The organism is Nocardioides sp. WJ219 (assembly GCF_058559815.1).
This window is the reverse complement of the sequence record NZ_JBZUJV010000005.1, coordinates 1-25,115: the sequence shown is the minus strand read 5'-3', so window position 1 is coordinate 25,115 and position 25,115 is coordinate 1. Positions and strand designations below refer to the sequence as shown.

General features: G+C 73.3%; 25 protein-coding genes and 2 rRNA genes. 1 reads left to right on the top strand and 26 read right to left on the bottom strand.

The window, feature by feature from the left end:
- Positions 1–51 precede the first annotated feature (51 nt).
- The 23 genes from AC4MBH_RS13070 to AC4MBH_RS12960 all read right to left on the bottom strand — a co-directional run bounded on the left by AC4MBH_RS13070 (position 52) and on the right by AC4MBH_RS12960 (position 22,798).
- A complete protein-coding gene (locus AC4MBH_RS13070; RefSeq protein WP_491795322.1) occupies positions 52–1,620 on the bottom strand; it encodes a DNA polymerase Y family protein in 1,569 nt (522 codons plus the stop codon).
- A 7-nt stretch (positions 1,621–1,627) separates the two neighbouring features.
- Positions 1,628–2,290 (bottom strand): DnaE2-dependent mutagenesis accessory factor ImuA', encoded by a 663-nt coding sequence (gene imuA' / locus AC4MBH_RS13065; protein ID WP_491795321.1) that lies wholly within the window; start codon positions 2,288–2,290, stop codon positions 1,628–1,630.
- A 42-nt stretch (positions 2,291–2,332) separates the two neighbouring features.
- Entirely contained in the window at positions 2,333–3,694 is a 1,362-nt protein-coding gene (gene der, locus AC4MBH_RS13060) for a ribosome biogenesis GTPase Der (protein WP_491795320.1), read from the bottom strand.
- Positions 3,691–4,461 (bottom strand): lysophospholipid acyltransferase family protein, encoded by a 771-nt coding sequence (locus AC4MBH_RS13055; protein WP_491795319.1) that lies wholly within the window; start codon positions 4,459–4,461, stop codon positions 3,691–3,693. Before AC4MBH_RS13055 ends, der begins: the two co-directional genes overlap by 4 nt.
- The gene (gene cmk / locus AC4MBH_RS13050; protein WP_491795318.1) at positions 4,458–5,138 is read right to left on the bottom strand and encodes a (d)CMP kinase; all 681 of its coding nucleotides are present in this window, start codon (positions 5,136–5,138) and stop codon (positions 4,458–4,460) included. The genes AC4MBH_RS13055 and cmk overlap by 4 nt, the downstream gene beginning before the upstream one ends.
- Positions 5,139–5,160: 22 nt before the next feature.
- Entirely contained in the window at positions 5,161–5,544 is a 384-nt protein-coding gene (aroH, locus tag AC4MBH_RS13045; protein WP_491795317.1) for a chorismate mutase, read from the bottom strand.
- 185 nt (positions 5,545–5,729) lie between these two features.
- The gene (locus AC4MBH_RS13040; RefSeq protein WP_491795316.1) at positions 5,730–6,419 is read right to left on the bottom strand and encodes an isochorismatase family protein; all 690 of its coding nucleotides are present in this window, start codon (positions 6,417–6,419) and stop codon (positions 5,730–5,732) included.
- Positions 6,416–7,165 (bottom strand): pseudouridine synthase, encoded by a 750-nt coding sequence (locus AC4MBH_RS13035; RefSeq protein WP_491795315.1) that lies wholly within the window; start codon positions 7,163–7,165, stop codon positions 6,416–6,418. Before AC4MBH_RS13035 ends, AC4MBH_RS13040 begins: the two co-directional genes overlap by 4 nt.
- Complete coding sequence (gene scpB, locus AC4MBH_RS13030; protein WP_491795314.1) at positions 7,162–7,836, bottom strand: SMC-Scp complex subunit ScpB; 675 nt, start codon at positions 7,834–7,836, stop codon at positions 7,162–7,164. The genes AC4MBH_RS13035 and scpB overlap by 4 nt, the downstream gene beginning before the upstream one ends.
- Entirely contained in the window at positions 7,833–8,675 is an 843-nt protein-coding gene (locus AC4MBH_RS13025) for a segregation and condensation protein A (RefSeq protein WP_491795313.1), read from the bottom strand. The genes scpB and AC4MBH_RS13025 overlap by 4 nt, the downstream gene beginning before the upstream one ends.
- 7 nt (positions 8,676–8,682) lie before the next feature.
- Positions 8,683–9,078, bottom strand: coding sequence for a hypothetical protein (locus tag AC4MBH_RS13020; protein ID WP_491795312.1), 396 nt, complete (start codon positions 9,076–9,078; stop codon positions 8,683–8,685).
- Positions 9,063–10,049, bottom strand: coding sequence for a ParA family protein (locus AC4MBH_RS13015; RefSeq protein ID WP_491795311.1), 987 nt, complete (start codon positions 10,047–10,049; stop codon positions 9,063–9,065). The genes AC4MBH_RS13020 and AC4MBH_RS13015 overlap by 16 nt, the downstream gene beginning before the upstream one ends.
- A gap of 144 nt (positions 10,050–10,193) precedes the next feature.
- Complete coding sequence (locus tag AC4MBH_RS13010; protein ID WP_491795310.1) at positions 10,194–12,833, bottom strand: DEAD/DEAH box helicase; 2,640 nt, start codon at positions 12,831–12,833, stop codon at positions 10,194–10,196.
- A 44-nt stretch (positions 12,834–12,877) separates the two neighbouring features.
- Positions 12,878–13,471, bottom strand: coding sequence for a hypothetical protein (locus AC4MBH_RS13005; protein WP_491795309.1), 594 nt, complete (start codon positions 13,469–13,471; stop codon positions 12,878–12,880).
- Positions 13,472–13,584: 113 nt separating this feature from the next.
- Entirely contained in the window at positions 13,585–14,508 is a 924-nt protein-coding gene (xerD, locus tag AC4MBH_RS13000; protein WP_491795308.1) for a site-specific tyrosine recombinase XerD, read from the bottom strand.
- 13 nt (positions 14,509–14,521) lie between these two features.
- Positions 14,522–15,658 carry an alanine dehydrogenase gene (gene ald / locus AC4MBH_RS12995; protein WP_491795307.1) on the bottom strand — a complete coding sequence of 379 codons (1,137 nt, stop codon included), beginning with the start codon at positions 15,656–15,658 and terminating at the stop codon, positions 14,522–14,524.
- Positions 15,659–15,758: 100 nt separating this feature from the next.
- Positions 15,759–16,337 (bottom strand): NUDIX domain-containing protein, encoded by a 579-nt coding sequence (locus AC4MBH_RS12990; RefSeq protein ID WP_491795306.1) that lies wholly within the window; start codon positions 16,335–16,337, stop codon positions 15,759–15,761.
- Positions 16,334–18,079: a CTP synthase gene (pyrG, locus tag AC4MBH_RS12985; RefSeq protein ID WP_491795678.1), complete on the bottom strand. Its 1,746-nt coding sequence runs from the start codon at positions 18,077–18,079 to the stop codon at positions 16,334–16,336. The genes AC4MBH_RS12990 and pyrG overlap by 4 nt, the downstream gene beginning before the upstream one ends.
- 37 nt (positions 18,080–18,116) lie before the next feature.
- Positions 18,117–19,808 carry a DNA repair protein RecN gene (gene recN / locus AC4MBH_RS12980; RefSeq protein ID WP_491795305.1) on the bottom strand — a complete coding sequence of 564 codons (1,692 nt, stop codon included), beginning with the start codon at positions 19,806–19,808 and terminating at the stop codon, positions 18,117–18,119.
- Positions 19,805–20,761 carry an NAD kinase gene (locus tag AC4MBH_RS12975; protein ID WP_491795304.1) on the bottom strand — a complete coding sequence of 319 codons (957 nt, stop codon included), beginning with the start codon at positions 20,759–20,761 and terminating at the stop codon, positions 19,805–19,807. Before AC4MBH_RS12975 ends, recN begins: the two co-directional genes overlap by 4 nt.
- Positions 20,758–21,597: a TlyA family RNA methyltransferase gene (locus AC4MBH_RS12970; RefSeq protein ID WP_491795303.1), complete on the bottom strand. Its 840-nt coding sequence runs from the start codon at positions 21,595–21,597 to the stop codon at positions 20,758–20,760. The genes AC4MBH_RS12975 and AC4MBH_RS12970 overlap by 4 nt, the downstream gene beginning before the upstream one ends.
- Before the next feature lie 2 nt (positions 21,598–21,599).
- Entirely contained in the window at positions 21,600–21,797 is a 198-nt protein-coding gene (locus tag AC4MBH_RS12965; protein ID WP_491795302.1) for a hypothetical protein, read from the bottom strand.
- Positions 21,794–22,798, bottom strand: a complete 1,005-nt coding sequence (locus tag AC4MBH_RS12960) for an HAD-IIA family hydrolase (protein WP_491795301.1) — start codon at positions 22,796–22,798, stop codon at positions 21,794–21,796. The genes AC4MBH_RS12965 and AC4MBH_RS12960 overlap by 4 nt, the downstream gene beginning before the upstream one ends.
- A gap of 63 nt (positions 22,799–22,861) precedes the next feature.
- On the opposite strand from AC4MBH_RS12960, the gene AC4MBH_RS12955 reads away from it, so the two are divergent.
- Positions 22,862–24,037, top strand: coding sequence for a DUF1015 family protein (locus tag AC4MBH_RS12955; protein WP_491795300.1), 1,176 nt, complete (start codon positions 22,862–22,864; stop codon positions 24,035–24,037).
- Here the strand turns inward: AC4MBH_RS12955 and AC4MBH_RS12950 are convergent.
- The 3 genes from AC4MBH_RS12950 to AC4MBH_RS12940 all read right to left on the bottom strand — a co-directional run.
- The gene (locus tag AC4MBH_RS12950) at positions 23,955–24,320 is read right to left on the bottom strand and encodes a single-stranded DNA-binding protein (protein WP_491795299.1); all 366 of its coding nucleotides are present in this window, start codon (positions 24,318–24,320) and stop codon (positions 23,955–23,957) included. The genes AC4MBH_RS12955 and AC4MBH_RS12950 overlap by 83 nt on opposite strands.
- A 197-nt stretch (positions 24,321–24,517) precedes the next feature.
- Positions 24,518–24,634, bottom strand: a 5S ribosomal RNA gene (gene rrf / locus AC4MBH_RS12945).
- A 130-nt stretch (positions 24,635–24,764) separates the two neighbouring features.
- Positions 24,765–25,115 (bottom strand): 23S ribosomal RNA (locus AC4MBH_RS12940); the annotation flags it as partial.

The following is a 25,115-nucleotide window of genomic DNA, read 5'->3' as shown; positions in this document are numbered from 1 at the left end:
TTCGTCCCCGCGGCTCGACCATCGTGACGGCGCGCCAGGCACAGGACCGGCTCAGTCATAGCCGGCCTCGAGCGTCCAGCCGCCGGGGGCGCAGACGAGCAGCCAGGCGCGCCCGTCGGCGCCGACCACCTGGAAGCGGGCGCTCAGCCCCGCGCCGCCTCCCCACCACGTCTCGTCGACCGGCCACGGCCCGGCCCAGGCGGTGACCGGCTGCCAGGGCAGGACGCCGCCCCCGACCCGGAAGCGCCGCGGCTCGGACGTCACCGCCCCGCGGTCGGTCACCGCGACCGCGTGACCGGCGTCGTCGACGACCTCGGCGTCGGGCGGCGTGGCGAAGACCCGCACCGGCGCGGGACCCGGCACCCGTCCGGGCCAGGGGCGGTCGACCGGGCGCAGGTCGACGGCCCGCTCGCCCCACGGCACCAGCGCCTGGCGGGCGGCCGGGCTGCGGCCACCCTGCAGCACCGGACGGCGTACGGCGTCGAAGCCGACCATGCCCTGCACCCGCGCCACGCCCCGCTCGACCAGGTCGTCGGACCCGCCACCCCAGAGCGCCTCGCCGTGGGCGGCCGCGGGCTCGACCACCTCCGGCACGAAGCGGACCAGGTCGAGGGGGGCACGCACGGTGCCGGAGTCCTTGCGGGCCCGCAACGACCCACCCACGGTCGAGGACTGCAGCTGCCAGTGGACGCGGTCGACGAGGTCGCGGGCCCCGAAGTGGCGCGGGTGCAACCAGGTGCGAGCGGAGCAGACGGCGCCCTCGCTCTCGGCCTCCACGCGCACCCCGGTGGCGACGAGCTGGTGGTGGGCCAGCCGGGCCACGAACCGCTCGGCGGTGGTGCGGACGCTGAAGGTCACCGCCTCGACCGAGTCGAGCGGCGGCTCGAAGGACACCTCGGCCTCCAGCTCGGGCGGCGGGGTACGGGCGGCGAAGAGCGCCGGGTCCTCGCCCCGGGCGCGCCGCCAAACCGAGGCGCCGTAGCGGCCGAGCCGGTGCTCGACGGCGTCGCCGGGCAGGGCCGCGAGGTCGCCCAGGGTGGTCAGGCCGAGCCGCTGGAGCAGGCTGACGACCTCCCGGCCCTGGGGCCCGTCGCCCTCGAGCACGTGCACCGGCAGCGAACGGAGGAAGGCGGCGGAGCCCCCGGCCGGGACCACCTCCCACTGCTGCACCTCGGCGGTGCGGGCGGCCTGCTCGGCGGTGAACAGGTCGTCGGCGACGCCGAGCCGGACGTCCCACACCCCGGCCTCCACCAGCGCCTGGCACACCGTGGCCGCGGCGTTGGCCTCGGTGCCGAACCAGCTGCCGGGGGCGCGGACGGCGAGCAGCCCTGGTCGCAGCGCGGCGACCCCCGGTCGCAGCTCCTCGACGGTGGCGAGCACCGGCTCGAACGCCCGGGCGTCGCGGTCGGGGTTGGCCGCCAGCAGGGTCAGCTCGGGGCAGCGCGACTGCGCGTCGCGCCGACGCTGACCGCGCCGTACCCCCTCGGAGCGTGCCGGGCCGTTGCAGACCTCCACCACGTTGGCCGAGAGCACGGCCGCCGGGGTGCGCGGAGGCTTCCCCTCCTCCACGAGCCCGGCCACCACCGACCAGTCGGGGCACCAGACCACCAGCACCCTCATGGCGGGCTCATCCCGACTCCCGCAGACGGGTGACCAGCGCCACCTCGCGGTGGACCCCGGGCCAGGTCAGCTCAGCGCGCTCGGGCGGCCGGGCCCCCCGTCGTACGACGACCCGCGCGCGACGCTCGTGGAGCCGCCCGCGCCCGGCGTCGGGGCCGGTCCACCGCGACTCCTCGACGCTCACCCGCGCCTCGACCCGCGGCCAGTCGCCCCAGACCACCAGCACCGACGAGCGGGTGCGCAGCCGGGAGTCGAGCACCCCGGCCGCGCGGGCGTCGACCGAGGCCGGAGGGCGCAGCACCACGACCCGCAGCACGTCGACCAGGGCGGCGGTCACCTCCAGCCAGTGCTCCCCCGGGTCGGGCACCAGCACGGTGCGCGACAGCTCGACGCCGAGCTCGGCGGCCGCCTCGGCACCGAAGTCGGGACACCCCGCGAACCCCACCCACTCCCCCGCCTGGGAGGCCCCGGCGGCCAGGGCGAGGGCCAGCGAGGCGGAGTCGACGCCGTACGTCGCCCCCGCGTGCAGCGGGACCAGGTCGGCCAGCCCGGGCAGGGTCGGGACACCCTGGCGGGCCGGCTTGTGCTCCATGGCCGCGACCCGCTCCCGCAGCTGGTCGACCACCGAACGGGCGGGGTCGAGCGGCGTCAGGGTGGGTCGGGAGGGCACCCCCCATGATCGAACAGATGTTCGAACGGGTCAAGCGGGGGATCAGCGCTTGCGCTTCTCGCGCACCCGCTGGTTGAGGATGATCGGGGTGCCGACGAAGCCGAACTCCTCGCGCAGCCGTCGCTCGATGTAGCGCTCGTACGACGCCTCGAGACGTCCGGAGGTGAACAGCACGAACGTCGGCGGCGCGGTGCCGGCCTGGGTGCCGAAGAGCACCTTGGGCTGCTTGCCGCTGCGCACCGGGTGGGGGTGCTCGGCGACGAGGCGACCGAGGAAGCTGTTGAGGGTGCCGGTGCTGACGCGGGTCTCCCAGCCCTCCAGGGCCTTGTCGATGGCCGGCACCAGGCGGTCGACGTGCCAGCCGGTGCGGGCGGTGATGTTGATCCGTGGCGCCCACTGCACCTGCACGAGGTCGCGCTCGATCTCGCGCTCGAGGTAGTAGCGGCGCTCGTCGTCGACGAGGTCCCACTTGTTGAACGCGATCACCAGCGCGCGTCCGGCCTCGCGGATGGTCTGGATGATGCGCAGGTCCTGCTCCGAGACCGACTGCCCGCCGTCGACCACGAGGACGGCGACCTCGGCTCGGTCGATGGCCGTGGTGGTGCGCAGCGAGGCGTAGTACTCGTGGCCCGAGGCCTCCTTGACCCGCTTGCGGATGCCGGCGGTGTCGATGAACCGCCAGAGCCGCCCGCCCAGCTCGACCAGCTCGTCGACCGGGTCGACCGTGGTGCCGGCGACGTTGTCGACGACGACCCGGTCCTCGTCGGCGAGCTTGTTGAGCAGCGAGGACTTGCCGACGTTGGGCTTGCCGACGATCGCGATCCGTCGCGGGCCGCCGACCTCCTTGTCGCGGTCGGGCGGCGGCTCGGGCAGCGCCTCCAGGATCGCGTCGAGCATGTCGCCCGACCCACGCCCGTGCAGGGCCGAGACCGGCCACGGCTCCCCCAGCCCGAGGTTCCACAGGCCGTAGGCCTCGGCCTCGGTGCGCATGTCGTCGACCTTGTTGGCCGCCAGCACCACCGGCTTGCCGGAGCGACGCAGGATCTTGACGACCTCCTCGTCGGCGTCGGTGATGCCCACGGTGGCGTCGACGACGAACAGGACGGCGTCGGCGAGGGTCACGGCGACCTCGGCCTGCGCGGCGATGCGCTGCGCCAGACCCCGGGCGTCGGGGTCCCAGCCGCCGGTGTCGACGACGGTGAAGGCCCGGCCGTTCCAGTGCGCGTCGTAGGGCACCCGGTCGCGGGTCACGCCGGGCACGTCCTCGACGACGGCCTCGCGGCGTCCGATGATCCGGTTGACCAGGGTGGACTTGCCGACGTTGGGGCGTCCGACGACAGCGAGCACCGGGATCGGACCGTCCTGCTCGGTGGTCTCGTCCGCGTCGATCGCTTCGCTGTTCATGCTGATTTCTCCGTGACACCCCCGCCGGGGTCTGGTTCCTGCTCGTCCTTGGCGGCCGGGATCGGCCCCGGGAGGGAACGCCCGGTGGTGCGGATGGATTCCGCGAGGTCGGCCAGCATCCTGGCTCGGAGCAGGCGCGACGCCTCCGCGACATCATCCCGCGTGCGGGGCCACGGCACCGCATCGACGGCGTACGGCGGGCAGAAGACGAGGTCGATCGTGCGCTTGCGGGGCGGTAGCGACGACGACGAGCCGCCCGGCTCGCGGGTGCCGAACATGAACAGCGGCACGATCGGCGCACCGGTGACCATGGCCAGGTAGGCCGCGCCGCGGTGGAACAGCTCGAGCTCACCCGCGCCGCGCGCGCCCTCGGGGAAGATGCCGAGCACCCGTCCCTCGCGCAGCACCTTGAGGCTCGTCTTCACCGCCCGCGGGTCGGTGTGCATCCGGTCCAGCGGCACCTGTCCGGCCCAGCGCAGGAACCGGCTCATGAAGCCGGTGAACATCTCCTGCTTGGTCAGCGCGTGCACGGGCCGCGGGGCGAGGATGGCCATCAGCGGGCCATCGGCGACACCCACGTGGTTGGCCGCCACGATCACCGGCCCGGAGGACGGCAGGTGCTCGGCACCGTGGATGCGGACGTCCCACCGGCGCCGGATCGCCCAGCGCATGAGCGGCCGCCCGCCGTGCAGCAGCCAACGGGAGGGTGCGTCGACGTCCTCGCTGCGGGGCCAGGCCGAGCGGGTGGTGAGCTCCTGGCTGGTCACCGCGCCGGCTCCACGGTGTCCTCGACGAGCCCGACGAGGAGTCCCACCACCTCGTCGAGCGTGTACGTCGTGGTGTCGAGGTGCACGGCGCCGTCGGCCTGCACGAGCGGGGCGGTGGCGCGACCGGAGTCGATGCGGTCGCGCTCGCGGAGCACGGCCTCGGTGTCGCCCACGTCGGAGCCACCCTCCTCGAGCGCGCGGCGGGCGGCGCGGGCGGCAGGGTCGGCGGTCAGGTAGACCTTGACCTCGGCCTGGGGCCACACGACCGAGCCGATGTCGCGGCCCTCGACGACGATGCCGCCGTCCCCGATGATCCGGCGCTGCAGGTCGAGCAGCCGCGCACGCACCTCGGCGACGGTGCTCACCGGCGAGACCGCCCGGGTCACGGCGTCGGTGCGCACCTCGGCGCTGACGTCGGTGCCGTCGACGGAGATGGTCGGGCCGGCCGGGTCGGTGCCGGAGACGAGGTCGAGCCCGTCGACCCGGGCGGCGACCGCTGCGGCGTCGTGGACGTCGACGTCGTGCTGCAGCATCCACCACGTCACGGCACGGAACATCGCGCCCGTGTCGAGGTAGCGCAGGCCGAGTCGCTCGGCCACGCCACGGCACGTGCTGGACTTCCCCGAGCCCGACGTGCCGTCCACTGCCACCACGATGTGCCCCAGGTCGCCTGCCACGGGGCCTGATCCTACGCGGGGGTCACTGGTCGGGGACCGACCGCACCCGGGTCAGGTCGCTGCGCAGCGCCGCGGCACCGTGCAGGTAGCAGTGGGTGATGTCGGCACGGGGCAGGTCGGTCTCGACGTGCGCCATCATCCGCACCACCCGCGGCATCGATCCCTCGATCTCGAGCTCGCGGGCGCACAGCAGCGGCACGTCACCGAAGCCGAGCTGCCGCGCGGCGTACGCCGGGAACTCGCTGTGCAGGTCGCTGGTGGCGGTGAACACCACCGAGATGAAGTCGTCGACGTCGAGGCCGTTGGAGGCCATCACGTCGAGCACCATCTCCGAGACCCGCTCGAGCATCTGCTCGCGCTCGTCGACGTCGAGCTGGGTCGCTCCCCTGACCGCACGCACTGCCATGGGCCTCAGGCTAGGGCGGGACCTCCCCCGCCCCGCCGCCAGGTCCCCGGTCAACCCGGATCCAGGTCAACCCGGATCCCGGTCAACGCGGATCCCGGTCAACGCGGATCCCGGTCAACCCGGACCACACGATGGTCGAGGAGGGCCGCCAGGCCCGTCTCGAGACCACCCGCCCGCCACCGGCGTCACGGCCGGACGGACGACCCGGCTCGGAGCAGACCCACGATCTCCTCGGTGCTGCGGACGTCGCCGAAGCTGCGGTAGACGACGTGGAGGGTGGCGTTGTGGTCCTGGTCGCGACCGGCCGCGCACGCATCGGCCGCCAGCACGACCCGGTAGCCGCTCGACGCCGCCTCGCGGACCGTCGTCTCGACGCACACGTTGGTCACCGTCCCGGCGACGACGATGGTGTCGACGCTGCGTTCCTCCAGCAGGGCCGGCAGCGTCGAGGCGCCAGGCGAGAACGCACCCCAGGAGCTCTTCTCGGCCAGCAGGTCGTCGGGAGCGACGTCGAGCTCGTGCCACAAGCGGTCGCGGACGCTGCCCTCGCGGCCGGAACCGGCGTACAGCGCGGCCACGCTGTCACCGTAGAACCCGCGCGCCCAGGCCGTCGGCGGGCCGTTGCTCGGCACGACCCAGGCCACGGTGCCGCCCGCCGCGCGCGTGCTGCTGGCCAACCGGTTGACGTGGGGCACGATGCCGCGGCAGTACGCCGACCCCTCGGCGAAGAACGGCACGACGTCGACGACCACCAGGGCCGTCCGCGCTGGGTCGAGCGTCTCGTAGGCGTGCCGCCGGCCGCGGCGCTCCTCCTGCCGTCGGTACTCGCGTTCCTCCACGTACCACTCGTGGAGCAGTCGCTCGGGGGCGCTCACCGCCGCACGCTGTCGAGCAGCGCCCCCAGCTCGTCGTTGGTCAGCTCGCGCAGCTCTCCGGAGCCCAGCGGACCGAGCCGCACCGGGCCGAGCTGGGTGCGGCTGAGCTTGCGCACCGGGTGGTCGAGGTGGGCCAGGAGCCGGCGGACGATCCGGTTGCGGCCCTCGTGGATGACCAGCTCGACGATCGACTTCTGCCGGGTCGCGGCCACGACCTTGACCGCGGTCGGGTGCACCGGGCCGTCGTCGAGCTCCACCCCGGCGAGCAGCCGGGCCACCGTGTCCTTGCCGACCTCGCCGTCGACCTCGGCGACGTAGGTCTTGTCGACCTCGTACGACGGGTGCGCCATCTTGTTCGCGAAGTCGCCGTCGTTGGTGAGCAGCAGCAGGCCGGAGGTGTCGGTGTCGAGGCGACCGACGTGGAAGAGCCGCTCGGGGCGCTCGGCGACGTAGTCCTCGATCGTCGGGCGACCCTCGGGGTCGGACATCGTCGAGACCACGCCGCGGGGCTTGTGCAGGACCAGGTAGACGTGCTCGGAGACCGGCGGCAACCGCCGACCCGAGACCCGGATCACCGCGGTGCGGGGGTCGACCTTGGTGCCGAGCCGGGTGACGACCTCGCCGTCGACGACCACCTCACCGTCGAGCATCAGCTCCTCGCACTTGCGGCGCGAGGCGACGCCCGACTGGGCCAGCAGCTTCTGCAGCCGCACCAGGCCGTCGTCGTCGGTCTCGATGTCCCTCACGGGGTGCCGCCGTCCTCGTCGGAGGGCGCCAGCTCGACCGCCGGCTCGACCGCCGGCTCGGGCGCGGGTCCGCCGAGCATCTCCGACAGCTCGTCGTCGAAGTCGTCCATGTCGGGCAGGTACGGCGCCAGCTCGGGCAGCTCGTCGATCGACTCGACGCCGATGCGCTCGAGGAAGTAGCCGGTGGTGCGGTAGAGCGTGGCGCCGTGCTCGCCGTCGCGGCCGGCCTCCTCGACCAGCCCGCGGGTCAGCAGCGTGCGCATCACGCCGTCGACGTTGACGCCGCGGATGGCCGAGACCCGGGCGCGGGACACCGGCTGCTTGTAGGCGACCACCGCCAGCGTCTCCAGCGCCGCCTTGGTCAGGCGCGCCTGCTGACCCTCGAGCACGAAGCCCTCGATGACCGCGGCGTACTCCTCGCGCGTGTAGTACCGCCAGCCGCCGGCGACGTTGCGCAGCTCGAAGCCGCGCCCCTGCTCGGCGTACTCGGTGGCGAGGGCGTCGAGCGCCGCGGTCACCTCCCCGGCCGGGTAGCCGACCGCGGTGGCCAGGACGGTCGCGTCGAGCGGCTGGTCGGCGACCATCAGCACCGCCTCGAGCGCGGGACGCAGCTCGGCCACCGGGACGGCGAGCAGCTGGTCGGCCCCGGCGTCGGTCTCGGTCTCGGTCATGCGTCCTCCTCGGGGACGGGCAACGGCGTGCCGTCGAACTCGTCGATGTCGATGGTCTCGGCGGTCTCGTCGTCGCCGGTCCAGCGCACGGTCAGCTCGCCGAGCGCCCGGGCCTGCTCGAAGGCGACGGCGCCCTCGCGGAACAGCTCGAGCAGGGCCAGGAACCGGGCGACGGTCGTCAGGGTGTCGGGTGAGTCGCCGCACAGCGCCCGGAACGTCATGGTGCCGCCGCGTCGCAGCCGGTCGACCACGAGGCCGGCCTGCTCGCGCACCGAGACGGTCGACCCGTGGATGTGGTGCAGCCCGACCTCGGGCTCGACCTTGGGCTCGAGCGCCTTCGCAGCCAGGCCGGCGAACTGCTCCAGCCCGATGCCGATCAGCACCTCCGGCAGCAGCCCGGCGAAGCGCTCCTCCAGCCCCACGGCCCGCGGGTGGCGGCGCGACTCGCCCTCGAGACGCGTCTCCAGCACCGACGCGACCAGCTTGAACGCCTTGTACTGAAGGAGCCGGGCGAACAGCAGGTCGCGCGCCTCGAGCAGCGCCAGGTCCTCCTCGTCCTCGACGTCGCCCTGCGGCAGCAGCCGCGCCGCCTTGAGGTCGAGCAGGGTCGAGGCGACGAGCAGGAACGACGTGGTCTGCTCGAGGTCCCAGACCGACCCGCCGGCCTTGACGTGGGCGATGAACTCGTCGGTGACCGTGGACAGCGAGACCTCGGTGATGTCGAGCTTGTGCTTGGCGATCAGGCTCAGCAGCAGGTCGAACGGACCCTCGAAGTTGTCGAGCCGCAGCGAGAACTCCACCGACGGCTCCGCGGAGGTCGCCTCCAGCGTCTCCGTCACGGGGTGCTCATCCGTCGAGGAGCCCACGCACCAGCATGCTGTCGGCACCTCGATCGTGGAAGTCGGCCAGCACCAGGTCGATCGCCTCGCGGACCAGGCGGCCCCGGTCGACCGCCAGGCCGTGGTCCCCGCGGAGCTCGAGACGGGTGCGCTCCAGGTCGAGCAGCTCGGCGGAGGTGACGTAGACGGTCATCTTCTCGTCGTGCTTGATCCGGCCGCTGGCCCGCTTCTTGGCCGCCCCGGTGGGCTGGTCGGCGGAGTCGTCGGGCGTCTCGTCGGTGTCCTGCGGGGCGTCGGGCACCGCGCGCACCGATCCCTGCGGCTTCCCCGCCGCGGGGTCGGTGTCGGGCGCCGTCGGCCGGAACAGGTCGTCGGCGGTCGGCAGGCTCACTCGTCGGGCCATCGGGCGAGCACCTCCCGGGCGAGCTGGCGGTAGGAGTCGGCGCCGGCCGACGACGCGGCGTACGTCGTGATCGGCTCGCCGGCGACGGTGGAGTCGGAGAACTTCACCGTGCGCCGGATCACCGTGTGGAAGACGGTGTCGCCCCACGCCTGGACGAGCCGGTCCATCACCTCGCGGCTGTGCAGCGTGCGGCCGTCGAACATGGTGCCGAGGACCCCGTCGATCTCGAGCTTGGGGTTGAGCCGCTCGCGGACCTTGTCGATCGTCGTCTTGAGCAGCGCCACCCCGCGCAGCGCGAAGTACTCGCACTCCAGCGGCACGATCACGCCGTCGGAGGCGGTCAGCGCGTTGACCGTGAGCAGGCCCAGCGAGGGCTGGCAGTCGATGAGGATGACGTCGTACTGGTCGAGCGCGGGCGCGAGCACCCGCTGCAGGGTCTGCTCGCGGGCGACCTCGTGGACCAGCTGCACCTCCGCGGCCGACAGGTCGATGTTGGACGGCAGCAGGTCCATGCCGGGCACACCCGAGGGCACGACGACGTCGTCGAGCGTCACGTCGCGCTGCATCAGCAGGTTGTAGACGGTCAGCTCCATCTCGTGGGGGTTGAGCCCCAGCCCGACCGACAGCGAGCCCTGGGGGTCGCAGTCGACGAGCAGCACCCGGCGGCCCTGCTCGGCCAGCGACGCCCCGAGGTTGATGGTGGTCGTGGTCTTGCCGACCCCGCCCTTCTGGTTGCACATCGAGACCACCCGCGCGGGGCGTCCCTCGACGACCGGGCCGGGCTGCGGGAAGACCGGCATCGGCCGTCCGGTCGGCCCGATCTCCACGTCGGCGACGGGCGCCGGAGCCGGGGCGGGCGGCGCCGGCCGCTCGAAGGGCAGCGTCTCGGCGACCTGCTCGCGCTCGACCGGTCGGGGGACCTCCGTCCGTGGTGGCATCTCGGGGGTGCCGACGAACGATCCGTCAGTCATGACTGCTCCTCTGGTGGTGGTCGTCGAGGTGGGGGCCGGGGTCCTGCCAGTCAACAATGTCGACACGGCGACTTGGGGACGACTCGCCGGGAGCCTAGGTCCGACCCCGTCGCGGCCTCACCACCGGGTCACCGGGAGGACCCGTCAGTCGGTGAGGCAGCGGAACGCGACGGCGGCCAGGACGAGCTCGCCGACGTCGTCGGAGGCGTCGAGGTCGGCGACGGCCTCGACCACCCAGTCGCGGTCGCCGGCGGGGTCGGCGAGGGTCTGGGTGACCCGCCACAGCCGTACGTCGTCGGGGGCCTCGGCGTCGTCGGGGTCGACGCCGGCGGGCGTGCCGGTCTCGCCGACGATCCGCAGCAGCTCGGGGCCGCGGGCGTCACCGTCGGTGAGGACCGAGTCGTGCTGGGCGTAGTAGGCCTCGATCGCCTCGTCCCAGGCCGAGCGGCCCATCCCGACCGACCGTGGCGGGTCGACCCGGTCGGCGGCCGCGCGCTCGAGGCGCATCAGCCCGTCGAGGTCGTCGCGGGCGATCAGGTCGACCCGGCGCCACATGGCGTTGCGCACCATCACCCGGAACGCCCGGTCCTGCTTGGAGATCGGGCGCGGCGAGGTGGGCGGCTCGCGCTCGGTCACGTTGCGGGCGGCGTGGTCGGGATCGTTGAGCGCCTCCCACTCGTCGAGCAGCGAGGAGTCGGTCTGGCGGATCGTCTCGCCGAGCCACTCGAGCAGGTCGTCGAGCTCCGGGGTGCGGTGCGACTCGGGCACGGTCTGCCGCAGCGCGCGGTAGGCGTCGGTGAGGTAGCGCAGCACCAGCCCCTCCGACCGCGCCAGCTGGTAGCGCGAGCAGAAGTCGGTGAACGACATGCCCTGCTCGTACATCTCGCGCACCACCGACTTGGGGTCGAGGGCGTCCTCGCGCAGCCAGGGGTGCCGTCCGCGGTAGATCTCGTAGGTCGCCTCGAGCAGCTCCTCGAGCGGCTTCGGCCAGGTGATCTCGTCGAGCAGCGCCATCCGCTCGTCGTAGTCCAGGCCGTCGGCCTTCATCTCCCCGATCGCGTCTCCGCGCGCCGCGTGCTGCTGGGCGAACAGGATCTGCCGCGGCGCCTCCAGGGTGGCCTCGATGACCGAGACGATCTCGACGGTGTAGTCGTCGGACTCGGGGTCGAGCAGGTCGAGCGCCTCGATCGCGAAGTGCGAGAGCGGCTGGTTGAGCGCGAAGTCGTCGGGTACGTCGTCGGCCAGCACGTAGCGGCGACCGAGGTCGTCGAGCCGGTCGAGGCGCACCACGGTGCCCGAGGTGATCAGGCTGCGCGCCAGCCGCAGCGCCCGCCGGGCGAGCCGCAGCTGCTGCTTGCGGGGCTCGTGGTTGTCGGTGAGCAGCCGCCGCAGCACCCCGAAGGCGTCCTCGTCGCGGGAGAGGACGTTGACCAGCATCGCGTTGTCGACCTTCATCCGCGACACCAGCGGCTCGGGCACGCCGGCGACCAGCTTGTCGAAGGTCGCCTCGGTCCACACCACCGTGCCCTCGGGCGGCTTCCTCAGGTGCGCCTTGGACTTCTTCTTCGGGTTGGCGGCGTTCTTGGCGTCGGCCTTCGCCTTGGCCTTCTCGTTCTCGATCGTGTGCTCCGGCGCCTGGGCCACGACGTAGCCGGCGGTGTCGAACCCGGCGCGTCCGGCTCGCCCGGCGATCTGCAGGAACTCCCGGGTGCGCAGCACGCGCGAGCGGTTGCCGTCGTACTTGGCCAGGGCGGTGAACAGCACGGTGCGGATCGGCACGTTGATGCCGACCCCGAGCGTGTCGGTGCCGCAGATGACGGTGAGCACGCCCTGCTGGGCCAGCTGCTCGACCAGCCGTCGGTAGCGCGGCAGCATCCCGGCGTGGTGGACGCCGATCCCCCGGCGCAGCAGCTTGGCGAGGGTCTTGCCGAAGCCGGCACCGAAGCGGAACCCCACGGGCAGGTCGACGACGGTGCCCTTGGGCAGCCAGGAGGCGCTGAGCAGCGACGTGGCGTGCTCGACGGCGTCCTTCTGCGTGAAGTGCACGACGTACGCCGGCGCCTGGTGGGTGGTGACGATCTCCTCCAGCGTCTCCGCCAGCGGCGTGAGCGCCCAGGTGAAGGTCAGCGGCACCGGACGCTCGGCCTGGTCGACCACCGCGGTCTCGCGGCCGTTGCGCCGGGTCAGGTCGGCCGCCAGCTCGGAGACGTCGCCAAGGGTGGCCGACATCAGCACGAACTGGGTGCGGGTGAGCTGGAGCAGCGGCACCTGCCAGGCCCAGCCGCGGTCGGGCTCGGCGTAGAAGTGGAACTCGTCCATCACGACCAGGCCGACGTCGGCGTCGGCGCCCTCGCGCAGGGCGATGTTGGCCAGCACCTCCGCGGTGCAGCAGATGATCGGGGCGTCGGCGTTGACCGAGGCGTCCCCGGTGAGCATGCCGACGTTGTCGGCGCCGAAGACGAGGCAGAGGTCGAAGAACTTCTCGCTCACCAGCGCCTTGATCGGCGCGGTGTAGAAGGACACCCGGTCGTCGGCGAGCGCCGCCTTGTGCGCGGCGAGCGCCACCAGCGACTTCCCCGAGCCGGTCGGGGTCGCCAGCACGACGTTGCTGCCGGCGAGGATCTCCAGGACCGCCTCGTCCTGGTGCGGGTACAGCTCGAGCCCGCGCCCGGCGGCGTAGGCGGTGATGTCGTCGTAGACGGCGTCCCAGTCGGTGTCGGCGCCGCTGTCGGTGCCGCTGTCGGTGCCGCTGTCGGTGGCGGTGGCACTGACGGGGTCGGGCACCGGGCCATCCTCGCACCCGGTGCCCGACCCGCCTCGGTGAGGGACTAGGAGCCGATGCCGCAGGTGCCCTGGACGTACTCGCCCGCGGCGTCGACCTGGCCGTCCTCATCCTCGGTGAGGTCGGTCTCGAGCGCGTCGAGGTCGCTGCCAGTGGCGTCGTCGGGCAGCGCGAGCAGGAGGCGCGACATCACCGCGATGCCGGCGCGCTGGTCGTCGGTGAGGCCGTCGGGGATCGCGGCGTCCTCGAGGTCCTGGCCCCACCGCTGCATCGCCTCGACGAACTCGCCGGGGAGCGGCTCGTCGCCGGTCGGGGCCTCCTGCGTCGCGACGGCGTCGATGGCGCTGAAGGCGGTCTCGAAGGCCGCGCACAGCTCCTGCGCGTCGGCCGGGACGGGCCCCGCCGGGTCGTCGGTTCCGGGCTCCTCGGGGTCCTCGGACTCCGACTCGCCGTCGGTCGCGGGCTCGCTGGGCTCCGCCGGGTCGCTCTCGGTGGTCGGGTCGTCGGTCGGCTCGGCGGCCTGCGAGGTCGGGTCCTCCGACCCGGCGTCGTCGGGCTCGTCGTCACCGCCGCAACCGACGAGGAGGGCTGCGCACAGGGCGAGGGGGACGAGGGGCGCGAGCGTGCGGCGCACGGTCATGGGATGGCTCCAGACATGGGGAGTCGAGGGATGGGTGCTGCGTGGTGCTGCGTGGGTGCTGGACAGAGCTGGGCGGTGCTACGGGGTGGGACGTTGCCCACCGCGTCCTGGTTTCACTCGCGGGCGCGGGGGTGCGCGGTGGCGAACACCTCCCGCAGGCTGTCGACGGTGACCAGCGTGTAGACCTGGGTGGTGGTGACCGAGGCGTGGCCGAGCAGCTCCTGGACGACGCGGACGTCGGCCCCGCCGTCGAGCAGGTGGGTGGCGAAGGAGTGGCGCAGGGTGTGCGGCGAGACGTCGCGGGTCACCCCCGCGCGGTCGGCCGCCTTGACCAGCACCGCCCAGGCGGACTGGCGCGAGAGGCGTCCGCCGCGGGAGTTGAGGAACAGCGCCCCGCCGACGGCGCGCGACGTCACCAGCTCGGTGCGCCCGCGCACCAGGTAGGCCTCGACGGCCTCGCGCGCGTAGGACCCGACCGGCACCAGGCGCTCCTTGCCGCCCTTGCCGCGCAGCAGCACGACCCCGTCGGTCAGGTCGAGGTCGTCGACGTCGAGGCCGACGGCCTCGGAGATCCGGGCGCCGGTGCCGTAGAGCACCTCCAGCAGCGCGCGGTCGCGCAGCGCCAGGGTCGTGCCGGGCGCGCCGGCGGCGTCGAGGATCGCCTCGACGTCCGACAGCGGCAGGGCCTTGGGAAGCCGCTTGGCCGGGCTGGGCGGCTTGACCGCGGCGGCCGGGTCGACCTCGGCGAGGCCGTCGCTGACCGCGAACCGGTGGAAGCCGCGCACGGCCACGACGGTCCGCGCCGCCGAGGTCGAGCTGAGCGGCGGGTGGTCGGCGTCGCCCTCGCGCAGGCTCACCAGGAACGACGTCACCGTCGCCTCGGTCACCGCGGCCAGGTCGGTGATCCCCTGCCCCGCCAGGTAGCCCAGGTAGCGCCGCAGGTCGCGGCGGTAGGACGTCAGGGTGTTGGCGGCCAGCCCCTTCTCGACCGTGAGGTGGTCGAGGTAGGTGCGGACCGCGCGTGCGACGTCGTCCAACCCGCCCTCGCCGTCAGGCCGTCAGGACGTCGTCGAGCGGCACGGACTCGATGCCGACCGCCTCGCCGACCGGTCCGTTGGTGAGCCGACCGGCGTGGGTGTTGAGGCCGAGCGCCAGCGACGGGTCGGCCGTGCAGGCGCCGAGCCAGCCGCGGTCGGCGAGCGCGACGGCGTACGGCAGCGTCGCGTTGGTCAGCGCGTACGTCGACGTGGTCGGTACCGCGCCCGGCATGTTGGCCACGCAGTAGAACGTCGAGCCGTGCACCTGGTAGGTCGGGTCGGCGTGGGTGGTGGCGTGGGTGTCCTCGAAGCAGCCGCCCTGGTCGACGGCGATGTCGACCAGCACCGAGCCGGGCTTCATCCGCGAGACCAGCTCGTTGCTGACCAGCTTGGGGGCGGCGGCGCCCGGGATGAGCACCGCCCCGATGACCATGTCGGCCTCGGTGACCTGCTGCTCGATGGCCAGCCGCGACGACGCGAGGCCGTGGACGCGGTTGTGGTAGCGCCAGAACGACATCCGCAGCTTGTCGAGGTCGGTGTCGAGCAGCGTGACGTCGGCGCCCATGCCGAGCGCGATGTTGGCGGCGTTCTGGCCCGAGACACCCGCGCCGATGATGACGACCTTGGCGTTGGCGACACCACCGACGCCGCCCATCAGCACGCCGCGACCGCCGTGCGCCTTCTGCAGCGCGTAGGCGCCGACCTGGGGTGCCAGGCAGCCGGCGACCTCCGACATCGGGTAGAGCAGCGGCAGCGCGCCCGAGGGCAGCTGCACGGTCTCGTACGCGATCGCGGTGACCTGGCGCCGCATCAGCTCCTCGGTCAGCGGCTTGTCGGCGGCGAGGTGGAGGTAGGTGAACAGGGTCAGCCCCTCCCGCATCCGGTGGTACTCCTCGGCGACCGGCTCCTTGACCTTGAGCACCATCTCGACGGCGCCCTCGCCGCCCTCGGTGCCCCAGGCGTCCTCGGCGGTCGGCACGATGGTCGCGCCCGCGGCGACGTACTCCTCGTCGGGGATGGAGGAGCCGACGCCGGCGCCCTCCTGGATCAGCACCTCGTGGCCGTGGGCGGCCAGCTCGTGCACGCCGATGGGCGTGATGGCGACGCGGTACTCGTGGTTCTTGACTTCCTTGGGCACGCCGATGCGCACGGGGGTCTCCCTGGGTGTCGGGGTACGGGGCAGGCTGGTGGCCTGCTCGCGACCCTAGTGGGACGGGCCCGGTCGGACGAGCCCGGCCGGACGGGTCGGGTCAGACGAGCCCGCGCGCCCGGGCCAGCAGGACGCACTGGATCACCGGCCCGTCGGTGACCCGGCCGGCCAGCACGGCGGCGTGCAGGTCGTCGAACGGCACCCACGCCGCGGTCATGTCGGCCTCCTCGTGGTGCAGCTCGAAGTCGCCGCGGTCGGCAGCGCTCAGGCCGCGGGCCAGGAACAGGTGCTGGACCTCCTCGGAGATGCCCGGCGAGGGGTAGGAGGTGGTGAGGTGGGTCCACTCGGTGGCCTGCAGCTGGGCCTCCTCGCGCAGCTCGCGGCGGGCGACGTCGACGGGCTCCTCGCCGGGCTCGCCGTCGAGCAGCCCGGCCGGGATCTCGACGAACCGGCGGCCGGCGGGGTGGCGGTACTGCCACAGCAGCGGCACGCGGCCGTCGTCGTCGACCGCGAGGATCACCGCGGCGCCGGGGTGCTCGAGCACGAGCCGCCGCGCGACGGCGCCGTCGGGCGTCTCGACCTGGTCGGCCCGCAGGGCCACCACCCAGCCGTCACGGTGCAGGTCGGTGCTCGACCGCACGGGCCACGCGGTGGGGACGTCCTCCAGCGCCTCGCTCACCCGTCGTGACCGACCGCGACCGGGGACTCGGCCCCGCCGGCAGCATCCACATCCGTGTCGACGTCGTCGTCGACGTCGAGCGGGTCGACCTCGATCGGGAAGCGCAGCTCCTTCTGGCGCTCGATCGCCGCTCCGACGAGCCCGGCGAACAGCGGGTGCGGCCGGGTGGGCCGCGAGCGCAGCTCGGGGTGGGCCTGGGTGGCGACGTAGTAGGGGTGCACCTCGCGCGGGAGCTCGACGAACTCGACGAGGTCGAGGTCGGGGTTGACGCCGGAGAAGACCAGCCCGGCGGTGGTGAGCTGGTCGCGGTAGGTGTTGTTGACCTCGTAGCGGTGCCGGTGGCGCTCCTCGATCCGGGCTTCGCCGTAGGCCTCGCGGGCCAGGCTGCCGGCGGCGAGGTCGGCGGCGTACAGGCCCAGGCGCATGGTGCCGCCGAGGTCGCCGGCGCCGTCGACGTAGGACTCCTGCTCCTTCATGGTGGCGATCACCGGCTCGGCGCAGTCGGGGTCGAACTCGGTGGACGCGGCCTGGGTGAGCCCGGCGACGTTGCGGGCGTACTCGATGACCATGCACTGCAGGCCCAGGCACAGCCCGAGCGTCGGGATGCGGTGGGTCCGGGTGAAGGTCAGGGCGCCGAGCTTGCCCTCGATCCCCCGGATCCCGAACCCGCCGGGGACGACGACCGCGTCGACGTCGGCCAGGTGCTTGGCGGCGCCGGCCGGCGTCTGGCACTCGTCGGAGGGCACCCAGCGCACGTGCACCTTGGCCTCGTGGGCGAAGCCGCCGGCCCGCAGCGCCTCGACCACCGAGAGGTAGGCGTCGGGCAGGTCGACGTACTTGCCGACCAGCGCGATGGTGACGTCCTCCTTGGGGTGGTGGACCCGGCGCAGCAGGTCGTCCCACACGGTCCAGTCGACGTCGCGCCAGGGCAGGTCGAGCCGGCGCACGACGTAGGCGTCGAGGCCCTCGCGGTGCAGGACCTTGGGGATGTCGTAGATCGACGGCGCGTCGGCGGCGGTGACGACGGCCTCCTCGTCGACGTCGCACATCAGCGAGATCTTGCGCTTGATCGAGTCGGGCAGCTCGCGGTCGGCGCGGCAGACCACCGCGTCGGGCTGGATGCCGACCTGGCGCAGCGCGGCGACGGAGTGCTGGGTCGGCTTGGTCTTCAGCTCGCCCGAGGGCCCGATGTAGGGCACCAGGGAGACGTGCAGGAAGAAGCAGTTGTCGCGGCCGATCTCGTGGCGCACCTGCCGGGCGGACTCGAGGAAGGGCAGCGACTCGATGTCGCCCACCGTGCCGCCGATCTCGGTGATCACCACGTCGATGTCGGGGCCGCCCATCGCCAGGATGCGGTCCTTGATCTCGTTGGTGATGTGCGGGATCACCTGGACGGTGTCGCCGAGGTAGTCGCCGCGGCGCTCCTTAGCGATGACGCTGGAGTAGACCTGCCCGGTGGTGACGTTGGCGATCTGGCCGAGGTCGGTGTCGAGGAACCGCTCGTAGTGCCCGATGTCGAGGTCGGTCTCGGCGCCGTCGTTGGTGACGAACACCTCGCCGTGCTGGAACGGGTTCATCGTCCCGGGGTCGACGTTGAGGTAGGGATCGAGCTTCTGCATCGTCACGCGCAGGCCGCGCGAGCGCAGCAGACGACCGAGGCTGGAGGCGGTCAGCCCCTTGCCGAGGGAGGAGGCGACGCCTCCGGTGACGAACACGTGCTTGGACTGGTCAACCGGGGCCACCTTCACGGGACTCCATCCTATCCCAGGTCGGGAGTGCTCAGTCCGCGGCGCGCGACGACTGCGCGACCTCGAGCAGCTCACGGGCGTGCGCCAGGGCGGTGTCGGAGTCGGCGAGGCCGGCGAGCATCCGCGACAGCTCGCGTTCGCGGGCCGCGTCGTCGAGGACGGTCAGCCCCGAGGTGGTCACCGAGCCGTCGCTGGCCTTCTGGACCAGCACGTGCCGGTCGGCGTAGGCGGCGACCTGCGGCAGGTGGGTGACGACGAGGACCTGGGCGGTCCGGGCGAGCTCGGCGAGGCGGCGTCCGACCTCGACCGCCGCCGCTCCCCCGACCCCGGCGTCGACCTCGTCGAAGACGAACGTCGGGACCGGGCTGGTGCCGGCGAGCGCGACCTCGAGCGCGAGCATCACCCGGGAGAGCTCACCGCCGGAGGCGCCCTTGGTGAGCGGGCGGGGCTCGGCGCCGGTGTTGGCGGCGAGGAGGAGCTGGACGTCGTCGGCGCCGTGGGACGCCGGCTCGATCGGGGTCACGCTGATGGCCAGGCGCGCGTGGGGCATCGCGAGCAGCGTCAGCTCGTCGGTGACCTGCTTCTCCAGCTTCTTCGCAGCCTTGGTGCGGGCCTTGCTGAGGGCGGCGGCTGCGGCGGTGAGCTCGGCGCCGAGCCGGTCGCGCTCGACGGTCAGCGCGGCGATGTGCTCGTCGGTGGAGTCGAGGTCGAGGAGCCGGGTGCCGGCCTGCTCGGCCCAGGCCAGCACCTCGTCGACCGTGTCGCCGTACTTGCGGGTGAGCGCGGTCAGCGATGCCCGGCGCTCGGAGACGGCCGCCAGCCGGGCCGGGTCGGTGTCGAGCCGGGAGGCGTAGGAGGCGACGTCGGCGGCGACGTCGGAGACGAGGTAGGTGACCTCGGCGAGCCGGTCGGCCAGCTCGGCGGCCTCCGGGTCGTGGTTGCGCACGCCCTCGAGGAAGCCGCGGGCCGCGGACGTGGTGCCGAGCGCGTCGGGACCGCCGGACTCGCTCGACAGCGCCTCGCGCGCCTGCTCGGCGGCGGTGCGCAGGGTGTCGGCGAAGCCGAGCCGGGACTCCTCGGCCGCGAGGGACTCGTCCTCGCCCGGTTCGGGCGCGACCTCCTCGACCTCGCCGAGCCCGAAGCGCAGCAGGTCGGCCTCGCGGACCCGCTCGCGGGCCGTCGCGGTGACCTCGGCGAGCTCGCGGCGGGTGGACTCCAGCGCGCGGTAGGTCGTGGTGTACGTCGCCAGCAGCCGGGCGAGCGGGGCGCCGCCGAACCGGTCGAGGGCGTCGCGCTGGGCGCGCGGGAGCAGGAGCCGGTGCTGGTCGGACTGGCCGTGGACGGCGACGAGGGACTCGGCGACCTCGGCCAGGCGGGCGACGGGCACCGACGCGCCGCCGACGAAGGCGCGGGAGCGGCCCTCGCCCGAGACGTTGCGGGCCAGGACGACGACGCCGTCCTCGACCTCGCCGCCGGCCTCCTCGACCGCGGCGGTGAACTCGTCGAGGCCGCCGGCGCGCACGACGCCCTCGACCCGCGCCTGCTTGGACCCGGTGCGGACGGCGCCGGTGTCGGCGCGGCCGCCGAGGAGCAGGCCGAGTGCCGTGACGACCATGGTCTTGCCGGCGCCGGTCTCACCGGTGATCACCGTCAGCCCCGGGCCGAGCTCGAGCACGGAGGAGTCGATGACGCCGAGCGAGCTGATCCGGATCTCCTCGATCACGGGGTGTCCCCGGCGTCGGGGACGCCGAGGCGCCGCCGCTCGCCCGCCCCGCGCCAGCCCTCGACGTTGAGGCCGAACTTGGCCACCAACCGGTCGGTGAACGGCGCCTGGTGCAGCCGGGCGAGCCGGACCGGCCGGGCGCCGCGGCGTACCTCGATGCGGGCGCCGGGGGGCAGGTCGACCGTGCGCCGACCGTCGCACCACAGCACCCCGCCCTCGGTGCGGGCCAGCACCTCGATCGCGATGCGTGAGGACGGCGCCACCACCATGGGACGGGCGAACAGCGCGTGGGCGCTGAGCGGCACCAGGCACAGCGCCTCGACCTGGGGCCAGACGATCGGACCGCCGGCGCTGAAGTTGTAGGCCGTCGAGCCGGTGGGGGTCGCACAGATCACGCCGTCGCAGCCCCAGCGCGACAACGGCCGGCCGTCGACCTCGACGATGACCTCGAGCATCCGCTCGCGGGCGGCCTTCTCGACGCTGGCCTCGTTGACGGCAAAGGTGTGGGCGACCAGCGCACCGTCGGGCCCGGCGTCGTAGACCTCGACGTCGAGGGTCAACCGGTCCTCGACGTCGTAGGAGCCGTCGACGATCGCCCGGATGGTCGGCTCGACCTCCTCGCGCTCGGCCTCGGCGAGGAACCCGACGTGCCCGAGGTTGACCCCGAGCACCGGCGTGCCGCTGTCGTAGGTCATCTCGACCGCCCGCAGGATGCTGCCGTCGCCGCCGATCACCACCGTCAGCTCACAGTCGCGGCTGGCGTCGCTCTCGGACTCGGTGAGCTCGAGCCGCGGGTCGCTCTGGACCGGGTCGAGCCCGAGGTCCTTGGCCTCCGAGGCCACGAGCCGGACGACGATGCCGGCCTGCGTCAGGCCCTCGACGAACGCGGACGCCACGACGCGCGCCTCGGGCCGGCCCGTGTGGGCCAGCAGCAGGACTCGGCGCGGGGTCATGGCTCCAGCCTCTCACCCGGCACCCCCAGGTCGTCGACGCCGTGCACAGCGCGCGCCACCTCGTCGGCGGAGAGCTCGGGATCACCCCGCCGCAGCCAGAGGAAGAACTCGACGTTGCCCGACGGACCGGGCAGCGGGCTTCGGGCGACCATGCGCGCACCCCAGCCGCGGGCCGCGGCCCGGTCGGCGACGTGCTCGACCGCCTCGACGCGCAGCGCCGGGTCGCGGACGACGCCGCCCTTGCCGACCCGGTCCTTGCCGACCTCGAACTGCGGCTTGACCATCAGCGCCAGGTCGCCGTCGGGCGCGGTCACCCCGACCAGGGCGTCGAGCACCAGCGTGAGGGAGATGAACGACAGGTCGCCGACCACCAGGTCGACGGCGCCGCCGATCAGGTCGGGGGTCAGCTCGCGGACGTTCTGGCGGTCGTGGACCGCGACCCGGTCGTCGCTCTGCAGCGACCACGCCAGCTGCCCGTAGCCCACGTCGACCGCGACCACCTCCCGCGCGCCGCGCCGCAGGAGGACGTCGGTGAACCCGCCGGTCGAGGCGCCGGCGTCGAGGCAGCGGCGCCGCGCCACCTGCAGGCCGGCCGGCTCGAACACGTCGAGCGCGCCGGCCAGCTTGTGCCCCCCGCGGGAGACGTAGTCGGGGCGGTCGGGGTCCTCAGCGACCACGATCGCGACGTCGGTGGTCACGCCGGTGGCCGGCTTGGTCGCCACCGCTCCCGAGACCTTGACCCGGCCGCCGGTGACGAGCTCCGCAGCGTGCTCGCGCGAGCGCGCCAGGCCCCGGCGTACCAGCTCGGCGTCGAGGCGCAGCCGCCGTGGCGGCACGGTCAGCCCGCGCCGGGGTGGTCGAGCGCGCCGCGCAGCTCGGCGTGGGCCTGCTCGAAGACCGCGACCTGCTCGTCGAGCGGCCGGTCGGCCACCGAGGCCACGGCGTCGAGGACGGCGTCGACCCGGGCGACGCCGGTGGGCTCCGGTCGGTCGGGCGGCAGGTCGTCGAGGTCGTCGATGTCGGCGAGCTCCGTCATGGGGTCGAGGCTACCGGCGGGCTCGCCGCACCGGTGTCCGCCACCTCGCCCCGGGTGTCGAGCCACGACCAGCACGCCGGCGCCACGACCCGCCACCAGTCGGCGGCCGCGCCGTCACCCGTGACCTGCAGCCGTCCGTCCTCGACCGTGGCGCGCCACCCGCCGAGCGTCCACCCGTCGCCGTCGCCGACCGGCTCGGGCTGCGCCTCGCCGAGCGCCCGCAGGTCGAGACCGACGTACGTCGGCCGCTCCTGCGGACGGGCCGCGGCCAGCTCGGCCAGGCCGGTCACCCCGGTGAGCACCAGCAGCGAGTCGATGCCGACCGCGCGGGCGCCCTCGATGTCGGTGTCGAGCCGGTCGCCCACCATCAGCGGCCGGTCACCGCCCACGCGGCGGATCGTCTCGTCGAGCAGCGGGCGCGCCGGCTTGCCGGCGACGACCGGGTCGACGCCGGAGAACCGGCGGATCGTGTCGACGAGCACCCCGTGACCCGGTGCCACGCCGTACGGCGTCGGGATCGAGCCGTCGGTGTTGCTCGCCACCCACCACAGACCGTCGCGGATCCGGACCGTGGCGCGCATGATGTCGCCCCACAGGACCCGCGGGCCGTAGCCGGACACGACCGCGTCGGCGTCGTCGTCGACCCCGACCGGGACCAGGTCGCGCTCGCGGAGCGCGACGTCGAGACCCTCGCCGCCGAGCAGCACGACGCGGGCGCCGGACCCGAGACGGTCGAGCAGCACCCCCGCGGCCGCCTGCGCCGAGGTCACCACGTCGGCCGTCGAGGCCTCGACCCCCAGCTCCTGGAGGTGGTCGGCGACCGCCTGAGGCGGGCGCGAGGCGTTGTTGGTGATGAACGCCAACCGCATGCCGGAGCGCCGGGTCTGTGCCAGGTGCTCGGCCGCGCCGGGGACCGCGTCGGGCCCCACGTAGACGACCCCGTCGAGGTCGAGCATCGCGAGGTCGTAGTCGCGCCAGAGCGGCCGTGAGGGCGTGAGCATGGACCCACTGTCGCAGCCGGTGGCGGCGCCTCGGCCTCAGGCCGGCTCTCGTAGGCTTCCCCGATGGACCAGGCACCGGTGATCCCACCGTTCGTCGCCGGTCCGCTCCGCCTCGCGCCCTTCCGCGGCATCCGGCTGACGGCGTCCCGCATCGGCGATCCCGCCTCGGCCCGCACCCTGGCGCGGCCCTACCAGGACGTCCCGAAGCGGCTGCGTGCCTGGGAGCAGCGTGGGTTCCTGATCCACGACGCCGAACCGGCGCTGTACCTGCACGAGTACACCGTCAGCGGGATCACCGTGCGCGGACTGGTCGGCGCCGTCGAGGTCTCCCGCCGGGCCACCCGCCTGGAGCAGCGCGCGATCCTCCCGCACGAGGGGTTCTACCCCGCCCAGGCCGACGACCTCGCCGACCGGATGGCGGAGATGGGCATCAACCCCGCGCCGATCCTCCTGGTCCAACGCTCGCCCGAGGCGCTGCGCGACCTGCTGCGCACCGTCCGGGCCGCGCCGGCCGAGCAGGTCGTGGACCGTCCCGGCCAGCTGCACCGCATCTGGTCGCTGCGCGACCCGGCCATGTTGGCCGCCATCGACGCACACCTGGCACCGACGAACGCCCTGATCGCCGACGGCCACCACCGCTACGCCGCCTACCTCAAGCTGCAGCAGCGCGATCCTGGCGCCGCCACCGACCGGGGGCTGGCGATGCTGGTCGACCACGACGACACCCCGCTGTTCCTCGGGGCCATCCACCGGGTCCTGGTGGGGTCGTCGGTGCGCGACATCGCCGACGCGGCGGCGTCCCTCGGCATCGCGACGCACGAGACCACGCAGGAGCGGGCCGTCGCCGCCCTCGGCCCGTCGAGCCTGGTGGCCACGGACAATGAGACCTGGCTGGTCGTCGAACCCGACCTCGGCGACGGCCGGGTCGAGGTCGAGGTGCTCCACGACAGCCTCGTCCCCTCGCTGGGCCACGGACCGACCCGGATCAGCTACCACCACTTCGCCCAGGACGCCCTGCGCCAGGCCGGACCCGACCACGGTGCTGCGGTGCTGCTGCCGGCTCCGGCGCTGGCGCAGGTGCAGCAGGTGGTGGAGGCCGGCCGGCTCTTCCCGGAGAAGGCGACGTCGTTTCAGCCCAAGCCGGCGTTCGGGGTCTTCATCCGGTCCTGGCACGACGAAGAATGCGGCCCCTCGTCATCTCCACCTCCGTCCGCGAGACCCGTCCCGCCCCCGTCGTGAAGAACCGCCGGCGCAGCGCGCCGGTCACCTCCACCACGTCACCGGGCCGCCAGCCGGCCACCGAGCGCTGGGCCCGCGGCGTCCAGGCAACACACTCGAGCGCGTCGACGGTGACCTTGCTGCGGTCCTCGCGCCCCGGCGGGCGGGCGACCACCACCCGGAACGCCACGAGGGTGTCACCGCTGGGCAGCTCCCGGGCCTCCGGCTCGGAGACCCGTCCCACCAGGCGCACCTCGTTGAGCTCGACCGTAACCGCTTCCTTCTTCTTCGTCTGTGCGGACATGCACATCACCTCCTGCCCCGCAGCCTGACCGCGGCGACGGACAGGGTCGGCGGCCCCGGCGTCCCGGTTGTGGACAAGCGGGTCGAGGCGCCGCCTGTGGACGACTCCGGGACGTTTCCACAGCCGCGGACGAGCGGTGAGACAACAAAAAGCAGAAAGGCGACCCGAACGAATCGGGTCGCCTTTCTGGAAATGTTGTCCGGCGGCGTCCTACTCTCCCACAGCCTCTCGGTTGCAGTACCATCGGCGCTGGCAGGCTTAACTTCCGGGTTCGGTATGGGACCGGGTGTTTCCCTGTCGCTATGGCCGCCGTAACTCTAGCCGCCTCCCCGGTTGGTGCATGGGGTGGCGAAGTCGTGGTGTTTCGATAGTGGACGCGTGGTGTGCAGGAGATCTGCAAGATGTCTGCAGGTGTTCTGCGGTGTGGTGTTGGTTGAGGGTTTGTGTGGCAAGCCCTCGGCCTATTAGTACCGGTCGGCTGGGCATTGCTGCTGTACACCTCCGGCCTATCAACCCCATGGTCTGTAGGGGGCCTTAACCCCTCAAAGGGGGTGGGAAACCTCATCTTGAAACGTGCTTCCCGCTTAGATGCATTCAGCGGTTATCACTTCCGAACGTAGCCAACCAGCCGTGCCCCTGGCGGGACAACTGGCACACCAGAGGTTCGTCCATCCCGGTCCTCTCGTACTAGGGACAGCCTTTCTCAAGTTTCCAACGCGCGCGGCGGATAGGGACCGAACTGTCTCACGACGTTCTAAACCCAGCTCGCGTGCCGCTTTAATGGGCGAACAGCCC